At 55.2% G+C, this 13031-nt stretch carries 7 protein-coding genes; 5 read left to right on the top strand and 2 right to left on the bottom strand.

All coding sequences use genetic code 11. The features are described 5' to 3' along the window. Positions 1-114: 114 nt before the first annotated feature. On the top strand, positions 115-1638 hold the full coding sequence (locus MKY96_RS21150; RefSeq protein ID WP_340943005.1) for a glycoside hydrolase family 43 protein: 1524 nt from the start codon (positions 115-117) through the stop codon (positions 1636-1638). Between the two features lie 75 nt (positions 1639-1713). On the opposite strand, the gene MKY96_RS21145 is transcribed toward MKY96_RS21150, so the two are convergent. Then, a complete protein-coding gene (locus MKY96_RS21145) occupies positions 1714-2574 on the bottom strand; it encodes a helix-turn-helix domain-containing protein (protein WP_340943003.1) in 861 nt (286 codons plus the stop codon). A gap of 141 nt (positions 2575-2715) precedes the next feature. Between MKY96_RS21145 and MKY96_RS21140 the strand changes: the two genes are divergently transcribed. Further along, a complete protein-coding gene (locus MKY96_RS21140; protein ID WP_340943001.1) occupies positions 2716-4419 on the top strand; it encodes an ABC transporter substrate-binding protein in 1704 nt (567 codons plus the stop codon). Between the two features lie 105 nt (positions 4420-4524). Here MKY96_RS21140 and MKY96_RS21135 read toward each other — a convergent pair whose 3' ends face one another. Continuing rightward, positions 4525-5421 (bottom strand): helix-turn-helix domain-containing protein, encoded by an 897-nt coding sequence (locus MKY96_RS21135; protein ID WP_340942999.1) that lies wholly within the window; start codon positions 5419-5421, stop codon positions 4525-4527. 747 nt (positions 5422-6168) lie between these two features. Between MKY96_RS21135 and MKY96_RS21130 the strand changes: the two genes are divergently transcribed. From MKY96_RS21130 to MKY96_RS21120, 3 genes are read left to right on the top strand one after another with little or no spacing between them, the layout of a single operon-like run. Then, entirely contained in the window at positions 6169-9672 is a 3504-nt protein-coding gene (locus tag MKY96_RS21130; RefSeq protein WP_340942997.1) for a DUF5107 domain-containing protein, read from the top strand. Between the two features lie 21 nt (positions 9673-9693). Then, positions 9694-11655 (top strand): glycoside hydrolase family 2 protein, encoded by a 1962-nt coding sequence (locus tag MKY96_RS21125; protein WP_340942996.1) that lies wholly within the window; start codon positions 9694-9696, stop codon positions 11653-11655. A gap of 39 nt (positions 11656-11694) precedes the next feature. Then, positions 11695-12981: a cellulase-like family protein gene (locus MKY96_RS21120; protein ID WP_340942995.1), complete on the top strand. Its 1287-nt coding sequence runs from the start codon at positions 11695-11697 to the stop codon at positions 12979-12981. Positions 12982-13031: the final 50 nt, after the last annotated feature.

Here is a 13031-nt window from a genome sequence, read left to right as displayed (position 1 = left end):
ATGTCTGGATTTTGCTATTCCCGTGACTTGAAAGTGAAGGTTTGGCAGAGCGATTCCATTTATAATCGATATAGAACCTAGAATTCAATTGAAAATGGACAGGAGCGCCTCTTCATGCATTATACCAATCCCATCATATCCGGTTTCCATCCCGATCCCAGCATCTGCAGGGTAGGGGATGATTATTATCTGGTGACCAGCACATTTGAATATTATCCGGGCGTCCCTGTCTTTCACAGCAGGGATCTTGTTCATTGGCGGCAGATCGGCCATTGCCTTACCACACCCAGCCAGTTGCCGCTGGAGAATTCGTGGAGCTCAGGCGGAATATTCGCGCCGACCCTCCGTTACCATAACGGCTGGTTCTATATGGTGACCACGAATGTAAGCGGGATGGGCAATTTCTTCGTCAAAACACAGCATCCCGAGGGACCCTGGTCGGAGCCTTACCTGATTGCACAGGGCGGCATTGATCCTTCCCTGTACTTCGATGAGGACGGGCGCGTATATTTCCAGTCCGCCATGGACGGCGGACAGGGGAACGGTATCTACCAGTGCGAGATTGATATCGGGACCGGGGAAATGCTGACCGGGAGCGTGCTGATCTGGACAGGAACGGGCGGCGCTCATCCCGAGGCTCCGCATCTGTACCGGAAGAACGGCTGGTATTATCTGATGATCGCCGAAGGCGGTACGGAGTACGGACATATGGAGACCATCGCCAGAAGCCACCAGCCTTATGGCCCGTATGCTGCTTGTCCCCATAATCCGATTCTGTCCAACCGCAGTACGGCAATCAGCATACAAGCTACAGGCCATGCCGATCTGGTTGAGGCGCAGGACGGGAGCTGGTGGGCGGTGTGCTTAGGCATCCGTCCGGTCTCCTATCCGATGGGCCATCATCTGGGCAGAGAGAGCTTCCTGGCTCCCGTAAGCTGGACATCCGAGGGCTGGCCGGTGATCGGGAACGGCGGCCGCATCGAGCCGGTTATGGACTCCCCGCTGCTGCAGGAGGTCCGCTGGCCGGCGAAGCCCGTAAGAGACCATTTTGATGATACCCGGCTGGGGCTGGACTGGACTTGTCTGCGTAATCCGGCAGAAGGAAGCTGGTCGCTCGAAGAACGGCCGGGCCATCTCGTTCTGCATGGCTACGAGGCTACGCTGAATGAAGCCGCGGCACCTGCCTTTGTAGGCCGCCGCCTCAGCCACTTCACGGCCAATATAGCAGCAGAGCTGGATTATGAGCCGCAGCATGAAGGGGAAGAAGCCGGAATTGCAGTGTACAAGAACGAGAAGCATCATTATGAGCTGGTGATCCGCTCTGTCAGCGGGCGGAGAGCCGCCGTATTCCGGCGGACGGTCGGTTCACTCCGGGTGGAGCATGTGGAGGAGTGTCCTGACGGGCCGGTCATCCTGAGAATCAAGGCGCTGCCCGGCAGCATAGAAGCCTCGGTTGAGGCACCGGATTCCCGGGTGATCGGGCTGGGGTCTGGAGAGACACATTATCTCAGCACCGAAATTTCAGGAGGGTTCACCGGGGTATTCGTTGCCATGTATGCAACGTCCGTGACGGGACAGGCCGCTCCGGCAGCGTATGACTGGTTCGATTATGAGCCGCTGGATCAGCCGGCGGTATAAGGTGTGAGCAGCAGTTCCTTGGGACATGCTGCTCTTTTTTGCGTTAAGCGGCGTATGGACCTGGCTGCTGCACAACTACTGCTGATTGCGGTAGGCCTTCGGGGACTTGCCGTACGTTTTTTTGAAGAGACGGGCGAAGTAGTTACTGTCATTAAATCCGCATCTATAGGAGATGTCTGTAATAGGGTGTCTGGTGTGCTTGAGCAGTGAGCAGGCATGTTCCAGCCGCAGACGCTGAATATAAGCAATCGGTGTAGTCAGATAATACGCCTGGAATATTCTGTTCAAATGACGGACGGAAATATCCGATTTGGCGGCAATGGCATCAAGAGTAACCGGTTCATGATAGTGATCCTCAATATAGGAGATGGCACTGGCGAGGTGCATCAGGCTGTGGTCCACGCCCCTCTCCTGAATGTCATAATGTCTGGACAGATACACGACCAGCTCCATGAATTTGGAGGCGAGCATGGTCTGATAGCCGTGCTGCTTCTGCTCATATTCTGTAATCATGCCGGCCACAAGCGATGAGACAGCCTCCAGGCTGACGATGGGGAGGTTCATTTTGCTTTTATAGGCGTTAATGCTGCGGTAAAAGGGTTCTAAGACAAACAGCGCCTGATAGCCGTTCAGCGTTCTTAAGTCCGGTCCGGCCAGCTTAAGCATGCCTGATTTGTACATAATGTTGCAAATTCTGAAATCATAAGGGTCCTTATAGGCATGGGGGGTGCCGCCGTTAATCACGAATACATTGCCTTTCTTGATAAAAGCCTCTTCGTCGTTGACGATATGCGCAGCATGTCCGTTCAGCACAATGACAAGCTCGGAGAAGTCTGCATGCTGATGGAGGGAGGTGTCTTCTTCGTGCCCGCCGTATTGGATAAAGAAAGGAAAATGCTCGTCAGTCGTGAACCAGTTCAAATATACATTGCTCACAAAGCTCCCACCTCATAAATACGTATTTGTCTATATAATGCTAGTCTGCGACTTGAAAATCAAGGTTATCGGCCAAAGGTGACGCTAAAATATAACTGTAAACGCATTCAATCAAAGGGGATGAGACGGATGAAAAAACAAATGCCAAGAAGATTAGGGATGGGTCTGCTGGCAAGTATGCTGCTCATTTCGGCAGGCTGCAGCAACGGCAGCAGTGCCGGAAATAACACAAAGAATACAACGAACGGAAATAACAGCGCAAAGGATACAGCTCCCGTAACGTTTACCTTCTTTGGCGCCGATGCCAGTCCGAATTGGAACAGGATGAAGGATGATATCGGCAAGGAGATTGTTGCCAAAACAGGTGTTACCCTGAACGCGGAATATGATGTGGGCAGCGGAGGGGGACAGGACAAAATCTCAATGATGGCAGCCAGCGGAGAGTATCCTGATATGATCTATGCCAAGGGAGAGCTGGGCAAGCTGGTGGATGCGGAAGCCATTATCGACCTGACCGAGCTGATTGATAAATATGCCCCAAATATAAAGAAGGTCATGGGCGGGAACATGAACCGGATGAAATACAGCAAGGATAATCAGGCGATCTATTCGATCCCGACGAATGTCGGCATTGATCAGCAGAGCTTCGATGCGACGAACGGATTTCAGATTCAGCACCGCGTATTGAAAGAGCTTGGATATCCCGAAGTCCGGACGGTGAAGGATTTCGAGAATGTCCTCAAGGCGTATGTGGCTAAGCATCCAACGACGGACGGGCAGCCGACCATACCACTGACCGTCAATGCTGACGGCTGGAAGATCATGATTACGGTAACGAACCAGGGCGATATCACCACCGGAGGAACCAATGACGGCGAATATTATGTGAATCCTGAGACGTACGAGACGATGCTGCATTATAAGAAGCCTGAAGAGAAGGAGTACTTCCGCTGGCTGAACCATATGTACAATGAAGGGCTGCTCGACAAGGAATCCTTTGTTCAAAAGGATGACCAGTACAAATCCAAAATCTCCAGCGGCCGGGTGCTGGGGCTTACCTCAGTGGAATGGGAGTATCAGGATGCGGAGAACGCCCTGAAGGCTGCGGGAAAAGACGAATATACGTACGCCCACTTCCCGGTTACGCTGAGTGAGGAGTACAAGGATCACGCCATGCAGTCTGTCGGAGTGGACGGCTACGGGATCAGTATCACCGCGGCTTGTAAAGATCCGGTCCGCGCGATTAAATTCCTGGACTGGCTGTCCTCGGAAGAAGGCCAGGTGCTGAGAAACTGGGGGATCGAAGGCAAACATTATAATGTGGAGAACGGGAAGCGCGTCATCCCTGCCGACATTCTCGATCAGAAGGTCAACGATGCAGCAAGTTTCACCAAGGCGACAGGGGTGGGATTGTATTCCACGCTGGGAGTCCGCTACGGGGACGGTGTGAAGGATTCTACAGGCAATTACTATACAACGAACTTCCCGGAACAGATTCTGGCCGAATATTCGGGTGCGGAGAAGGAGAGTCTGGCTGCGTATAACGCAACAACCTGGAAAGACCTGTTCCCGGCGGAGGATGAATTCCCGGTCAAGGAATGGGGCGCGCTGTACAATATGCCGGTGCCGACAGATGGGGATTATCAGGTAATCTATCAAAAGACGCAGGATATCGTCCACAAACGGATTCCCGAAGCCATCCTCTCCAGCACAGCCGATTTCGATAAAATCTACGACGATTTTATTGCGGAGCTGAATAAAGCGGGTGCAGAGAAAATGGAGAAGGAATATACAGAGCTGGTTAAAGCGAGAGTCTCGCTGTTTACCGGGAAGGAGATTGAGTAGCAGAGCCGCTTAGCTTACGCGGCAGAGATATTCAGAGATATTCAAAAAGAGCCTTCCTGCAGCTGAGAAATTAGCCTGGAAGGCCCTTTTCGTTCGAGTACAGATTCAGCCCTTCGGGATCTTCCGGTAGCTTGAAGGAGAGAACCCCGAAATCTTCTTGAACAGCCTGGAGAAGTAATAAGGGTCGTTGATCCCTATAGCGGAGCCGACCTCCTTAATGCTGAGTTCGGTAAGATCGAGCAGATGGCCTGCCCGCTGGATTTTGAGCCGCAGGAAATACCCGATCGGGGAGACCCCGGTCTCGGCGTTGAAGATATAGATCAGATGCTGCTTCGACACGCCGACCTGCTTAGCCAGCTCAGGCAGGGTGAGGTTGCTGCCCAGCCGTCCGTTCATATACTGGATCGCCTGTTCCAGATAGGTCCCGCGTTTCTTCTCCTGCGCGGACGGGCCTGCCGTAATGCCGATGCCGGAGAGCAGCTGTCTGGCCGTCTGGGCGATGTGCACATGGGTAGCCAGGGCGTAGGTCCGCTCAGCCAGCAGCTCATAGGCAGGGACGAACCATTCAATGAGCCGGGCCTTGCCGCCCGGGGCCAGGGCGAGGGGAGCGCCCGACAATCCGAACAGCTTCACCAGCCGGTCCGCATGATTTCCTTGGAAATGGAACCAGTATATGCTCCATGGCTCTTCCTGCATGGCCCCGTAGCGGTGCGGGGTGTGTGGAGGAATAATCACCATGTCCCCCGGCTGCATGGTCATCTCCTCCCCGTGATTCAGCTCCACCCAGCCCTCCCCCGCTTCACACAAGATCAAGATATGCGACGGGCTGCCTTCCAGGCGTTCCCTGAAATGATAACGGGCATTCGGGAAATAACCAATGTCCGTGATGAACAAGGAGGCGGTCAGCTCCTCCTGCTCCAATTCCTTCATCCAGTACTCCGGCAGCACATACAGCTTCTCCTCCACAAACCCTTCCGGCTTGCGGATATTGCCATCATTCATGCCGCTTCCCCTCCTGACAGATCGTATATAAACCAAACGTTAGACACCCTGGCCCAACAAGTAACTTCCCAATCTCTTCTCGCAGGCATCAGCGTATTCATCCGAAGGCTTAGAACGGAATAGCCCCTTCCAAAAGAAGTGCAATGAGTTTTTTGGGAGCTGTAGAGGCTGAATATAGGGAATGCGAGATGCTTGGGTGCTGGAATGCTAAGATGCTTGGGTGCTCGGTGCTCGGTGCTCGGTGCTCGGTGCTGGGATGCTGAAATGCTTCGAAGTTACGATGCTGAGAGATAAGAATGTGTAATGCTTCGGTGCGTCGGTGCTGGGATGCTGGGATGCTTCGGTTCTGGCATGCTGAGATGATGAAAATGTTGCATATTTTGCAATTTTGATTCTCTGGTACAGTGGTGCCAGGGCGGATTGTTGCACAAAATGCAGGAATTTCCTCGTTTGGTCTCAGGAAGGAGGATAGATGTTGATTTTTGTGCAACAATTCCGGTTTAAGGCTGAATTCAGGAGCGGAATGTTGCATTATGGGCAGGATTTATCCCAACCCTAACCCCAACCCCAACCCCAACCCCAACCCCAACCATCGGTCGGGAAATCGTATCCTCATCGCAGCGACGCCGGGAATCTAAGCTTGTACAGAATAAGAATATAATCCATCACTTCCCGCATTTCGTCAATTGGAAACTCCCCGGCCAGGGGCTAGAGTAGAAGTATCAAGTTAAGGGAGGCAGTGAAGGCATGAAGCGAGCAGCTAGTGGTTATACACCGGAGCTGGCCGGGAGTAACGCGAACAACAAGTACAGCGCAGACAACGCGAACAACAAGTACAACGCAGACAACGCGAACAACACGCACAACGCAGACCGGGTACAGGTACGGGAGACCAGTGTGATCATACCAACCTATGAGGCGGGCGCCGCTGATCCGAACCCCATGTTTCTGGAGAAAAGAGTCTATCAGGGAAGCTCAGGGCGTGTATACCCGCATCCCGTGATTGAGAGCATCTCGGATGTGAAGCAGGATAGACAGTACAAGCTGATTACTCTGGAGAACGAATATCTGCGGATAGAGATCCTGCCGGAGCTTGGAGGACGGATCTACCGGGCGCTCGACAAGACGAATCATTATGATTTTGTCTATTATAACCGCGTCATCAAGCCTGCGCTGGTCGGCCTTGCAGGTCCCTGGATCTCTGGGGGCATTGAGTTCAACTGGCCGCAGCATCACCGCCCGAATACGTTCGGCCCTGTTGAATATAAGCTTGAGGCTGCTGCGGATGGAAGCGCTGCCGTATGGGTGAGCGAGATTGACCGGATGTACGGGACGAAGGTTACGGCTGCGTTCAGACTCTATCCCGGGAGAGCCTATCTGGAGGTCTATGCGCAGTGTTATAACCGGACGCCCCAGGCGCAGACCTTCCTCTGGTGGGCCAACCCGGCGGTTGCGGTGAATGATCAGACGCAGTCTGTTTTTCCGCCTGATGTCACAGCCGTCTTCGATCATGGTAAAAGGGATGTATCGCGGTTCCCCATTGCGACCGGTACCTACTACAAACAGGATTATTCGGAAGGCGTGGACATCTCCCGCTATAAGAATATTCCGGTTCCGACCTCCTATATGGCCTATAAGTCGGATTATAATTTCGTCGGCGGATATGATCACGGCGTCCAGGCGGGGCTGCTGCATGTGGCTGATCATCACATCTCACCGGGGAAGAAGCAATGGACCTGGGGGAACGGGGAATTCGGGCAGGCCTGGGACCGCCAGCTGACCGATGAAGACGGACCTTATATTGAACTCATGACAGGCGTGTACACCGATAATCAGCCTGACTTCACCTGGCTGCAGCCGTATGAGGAGAAGAGCTTCACCCAGTATTTCATGCCGTATAAGGGCATCGGTCTGGTGAAAAATGCCTCGGTAGACGCTGCGGTCAATCTGGAGGCGGATGCAGTATCGGCTCAGGCGGTGGTGAAGGTATACGTGACCTCACGGCAGGAGCAGGCCGTGATCAGCTTAAGCGGAGCCGCAGGCGAATATCTGCGGGAGACTGCAGATATGTCTCCCGCAGAGGCTATAGAGCGTACGGTTATGCTGAACCATGGAGAGCAGGAGCATGACCTCAAGCTGACGGTTCATAGCGGGGAGGGCAGGCTGCTGGTCGCCTATCAGCCGAAGCGGCCGGAGATTGAGCGCATCCCTGGAGCGGCGAAGCCGCTGGCAGTGCCGGAAGAGCTGCGCTCAGCAGAGGAGCTGTACCTGGCAGGCCTGCATCTGGAGCAGTATCGGCATGCCACCTTTGAGCCGGAGGCCTATTATCTGGAAGGGCTTAAGCGGGACAGCGGGGATATCCGGCTGAATGTAGCATATGGAACGCTGCTGCTCCGCCGCGGGCAATACGCGCAGAGTGAGCCGTTGTTCCGCCACGCCATTGAACGTCTAACCTCGCGTAATCCTAACCCGTATGACAGCGAAGCCTATTATCAGCTGGGGGTTGCTCTGCGCGGCCAGAACCGCTTGGATGAGGCCTTTGCCGCTTATTACAAAGCGGTATGGTCGGCAGCCTGGCAGGCTGCGGGGTATTTCTCGCTCGCTCAGATAGCCTGCCAGCAAGGCCGTTATGCCGAAGCGCTGGAGCTGGCGGAGCGTTCGCTGACCCGCAATACGCGTAATTATAAGGCAAGGAATCTCCAGTCTGCTCTGCTGTGCAGGCTTGGCCGGCTGCAGCAGGCGAGGAGATTCGCCAGTGAGACTGTGCAGCTTGATCCTGCTGATTTTGGCGCATACAACGAACTGGCCCTGGCCCTTGCAGCACTGGAGGACCCTGCTGCGGCAGAAGAGGCGCTGACAGAATTAGAACGTCTTATGCGTGGTGACGCACACAACTACCTTAATCTTATGGCGGATTATATGGACTGCGGGCTGTATGCGGAAGCTCTTGCTGTAGGGCGGAGGGCAGTCAAATGCGGAACATCCGAATCTGAAATCGACACCGACACCGACACCGACTCCGTCTACCCGATGCTGCATTATGCCCTTGGCGAATGTTATGAGCGTACGGGACAAGATGAGCAGGCACGGGAGGCCCGCCGCCAGGGGCAAGCAGCCTGTCCGTTGTACTGCTTCCCGAACACCCTGTCCGAGCTTGAATGGCTGTTAAGCGCCATCCGGGCGAATCCCCTGGATGATAAGGCCTATTACTATCTCGGCAATCTCTATTATGACAAGAAGCGGCCGGAGGAAGCGGCGGCAAGCTGGGAACGTTCACGTGATCTGAGAGGGGATTTCGCCATCGTTCACCGCAATCTGGCTCTGGCCTATTACAATAAGCAGAACAATCCTGAGGCGGCGCTCGCTTCACTGGAGCAGGCATTTGCCTGTGCGCCGCAGGATGCGCGGATTCTGTATGAGCTGGATCAGCTGCGCAAGAAGCTCGCATGGTCTGCCGGGAAACGGCTGGGTCATCTTGAAGCACAGCACAGTCTGGTGGAGCAACGGGATGATCTGTATATCGAATATGTTACGCTGCTTAACCAGCTTGAGCGCTATGACGAAGCGGTTAGGGCATTAAGCTCGCGTAACTTCCATCCCTGGGAAGGCGGAGAGGGGAAGGTGACCGGACAATATAAATTCGCTCATACCGAGCTCGGCAAGCAGGCACTGCAAGAGGGCAACTATAAGTCAGCAGCTGAGCACTTGGAGCAAGCGCTGGTCTATCCGCTGAATCTGGGCGAAGGCAGGCTGGAAGGCGCCCAGGAGAATAATATCTATTATTATTTGGGCGCAGCCTATGAAGGTCTTCAGCGGGAACAAGAAGCCGTCGCCAGCTACACCATAGCTTCACAAGGACTGGCTGAGCCGGCAAGTGCGATGTTCTACAATGACCAGCCGCCGGAGATGATCTACTACCAGGGGCTGGCCTGGTTGAAGCTCCGTAACGGGAAGGAGGCCAAGCGCCGCTTCAATATATTGATCGATTATGCCGAGCGTCATCTTTTCGATGATATCAAGCTGGACTATTTCGCCGTATCGCTGCCGGATTTCCTGGTGTTTGAGGATGACCTCAACCGGCGTAATGTCATACATTGCCGCTACATGCGGGGGCTCGGGCTTCTCGGGCTCGGCCGGTATGAAGCAGCGGTAGCGGAGCTTGATTCCGCTCTTGCCTTGGACCCCAATCATCAGGGAGCCGGAGTTCACAGACGGATGGCCGATCATGCCTTTGAACCGGGACATCTCTAAGCAGAAGGAGGACAACAGAGTATGCATACAACAGGACGGCATGATATAAGCCTGGACGAAGGCTGGTGTTTTCAGTCAGATACAGCAGGCATAGGAGAGCGAGAGGAATGGCAGATTACAGGCTTGCCTGCTCCAAGGGAGGTTGCGGTTCCGCATACCTGGAATGTGGAGGAGGGTCTGGAGGATTACCGGGGGGGCGGGTGGTATGAGTATAGTCTCAGCATTCCTGAGGAGTGGAGCGGCAGCCGGTTCCGTCTGCATTTTGAAGCCGTCTACCGTGATGCGGAGGTCTGGATCAACGGCCGGAAGGCCGGTTCGCATGTCAACTCCGGGTATACTGCCTTTGAGCTGGAGGTGACCGCGCATATTCTGCATGGCAAGGAGAACCGGATTACGGTAAAAGCGGATAATTCCCCGGCCGCTCAGGCGCTCCCGCAAAGCCGCAGCTTCGACTGGGCGGACGACGGGGGGATCATCCGGCCCGTACAGCTTATAGTAACCGGGCAAACGGCCGTCAAGCATATCCGCGTCTCCCCGGAGGTCCGGTTCGGACCAGCGGGCCAGCAGGCGTCCGGCCGGTTACTGGCAGACGTACAGCTATGCGGACCCTCTGCTTCAGCAACAATAGGGGCCGCTATTTTCAAGAATGGTACACAAATATGGGAGGATCACCGCCCCCTGCCCCCGCAATCCGGGACCTGGCAGCTTGCAGGGATGGAGTGGCTCCCGGTGGACTTATGGCATTTCGATCATCCGCATCTCTATCAGCTTCAGATCACTATCCGGGAGGCCGGACAGCTTCAAGATGAAGTGAGTGTAAATTTCGGTTTCCGTGAGCTTGTGGTCAAGGGGCAGGAGCTATGGCTGAACCGTGAGCCGGTCCGCCTGATGGGTGTCGAATGGATGCCGGGTTCGAATCCGGCGGTTGGCATGGCTGAGAAGCGGGAGGATCTTGGCGCGATGCTGGAACGGCTCAAGGAGGCGAACGCTGTGATCACCCGTTTTCACTGGCAACAGGGGAATGAGCTGCTGGACTGGTGTGACCGCAACGGCATTCTTGTCCAGGAGGAAATTCCGCATTGGCAGCAGCCGGCGGAGCCGGATCAGCTCACCTTCGCGGTAGCCTTGTCCCAGGCGAAGGAGATGATCCGCGATCATTCCCATCATCCGTGTATCTTCGCTTGGGGGATGGGGAATGAGCTGAACGGGCAGTCGGAGACCACCCTCCGGTACATGAAGCAGCTGAAGCAGGAGATCCATACGCTGGATTCACAGCGATTGATTAACTATGTGAGCAACACGGTCCACCTGAATCCGCGTAGTGATGCTACGGGAGCCGGGGACCTGCTGATGTGGAATGACTATATCGGAACCTGGCATGGCGAGCTGGATGAGGAAGAGGTCATCCGGCAGATGCTGGCCGATTACCCGGATAAGCCGGTGGTGGTGGCTGAATATGGCCTCTGCGAGCCGGTGTACGAAGGCGGAGATCCCAGAAGAACAGCGATTCTTCTTCACAAAACAGAGCTCTACCGCAAGTATCCCCAGTTTGCTGCGCTGATCTTTTTCAGTCTGAATGATTACCGCACGCAAATGGGAGAAGACGGGCAGGGGAGATGGAAGCAGCGGGTGCACGGTTCGGTGGATGTACATAACCGGGTGAAGCCTTCGTTTGCAGACTTGCGTGAGGTGGCTTCACCGCTCCTGCTTGCAGATGCCCCTGTGCGGCGGAACGGACGGGAGCTTGAGGTCACCCTGAAATGCCGGAAGGATATTCCCGGCTATGCCGTCCGGGGCTATTATGTAAGGGTGTCTATAGATGGCGCAGAGGAAGCAGCGCAGGTACAGGTGATTCCTGATATGCAGCCCGGAGAGGTCCGTACGCTGAGCCTCAAGCTGCCTGCTGCACCTGGATCGGAGCTGACCCTAACGGTCTATCGTCCGAACGGCTTCAGCGTGCTGGAGCTGGAAATGGGCCAGTAGTTGACCCGGTAATTCAACTAATCCTAAGGAGTGAAAAGAATGGATGCAGTGCTGAGCAGATTGCCCCGCAAGCTTACCCTCACCATGTGGGATTTCTCCTGGTACACAATGACCTTGCCGGGCGAGCCTTATCATGATCTGGCGGCAAGATGCAAGGAGGCAGCCGACAGAGGATACAACACCATCCGGATCTGTGCCATGCCGTTCCTGTTATTCACAGCGGAAGGCAAACGCCCCGGACCGCTGCACTTCGGCAGTCTGGGGGAAGTGGGACAGCGTACCCGCTGGTATAACTGCCGCGGCGGTGCCGAGCTGGACGGGCATGCGCATCTGCTGGAGCTGTTCAGACAGGCCAAGGCGCACGGACTCTACATTATGCTGTCTTCCTGGGAATATCAGCAGAGCCCCAGCTTCCTGGCCTACCCCGCGCTGCGTGATGAGCTGGCTGCAATTGCTCCCGCAGAGCGGTTCATGACCCTGGCCCGGTCGATGGACCAGCTCATCCGGTATATCAAGGGGGAAGGCTTCGCTGATCGAATTGTTTATGCCGAGCTGCATAATGAAGTGGAATTCGGGCAGCTTACCGCCGTGGGTACCGTGCAGGGAATCGGCCCAGCGGATACGCCAAGGCTGGTGGCGGCCATGCAGCCTTATATCGAGGAAGCGGTGGGCTATCTCCGGGGGCAGCATCCCGATGTTCTGATCACGGCCAGCTATACGCTGAACGAAGCTTATCCGAAGGCATATGTAGCCCGTAATCTGCAGGTGGCCCACTATCATCTCTATATCAAGGGCGTACTGAATGAGCTTATGGACGCGGCGGGGTTGAATGATGAGGGGGTGTCTTTTCCGAATGCTTTTGTCCGGTCTATGCTGAGGGAAGATGCTCCGCCCTTCGGGGAATGGACCCTGCCCGCAGGGCAGGAGTGGCGGATGGAGGGCAATCCGGTCGGGATGAAGCTGATCTATCTGCATGATTGGGCCGACCCTGATCTATGGGATCTCTACCTGTATGACCGCTATGGAGCCCACAAGCTGGCGATGCTGCAAAAAGCGGCCATGCGCCTGGAAGAAGCGCAGGAATGGGCTATACATTCGGGCCTGCCGGTGGTGATCGGCGAAGGCTATGTCGGCTATACCCCGCTGCTTGCGGGCTTCGAGGAGGGCCCGGTCGGGAAATTCATTGCCGAGTATGCGCTGCGTAAGGGGATGGCGCTGGGCTTCTGGGGCATGACGCTGTGCTCCAACTGTGCGCCGCATCATCCGTTTTGGCAGGATGTAGACTGGCAGCAGCGGTGGAACCGGTACATTCTTGACGCGGAGTAGCATAGCTGTGAAGCGGCATAGTCAGCGCGGCAGACCGGCAGCTTGTCATG

This window comes from Paenibacillus sp. FSL R7-0302, assembly GCF_038006885.1.
Classification (GTDB): Bacteria; Bacillota; Bacilli; order Paenibacillales; family Paenibacillaceae; genus Paenibacillus_AQ.
This window is presented reverse-complemented; position numbering and strand designations above follow the sequence as displayed.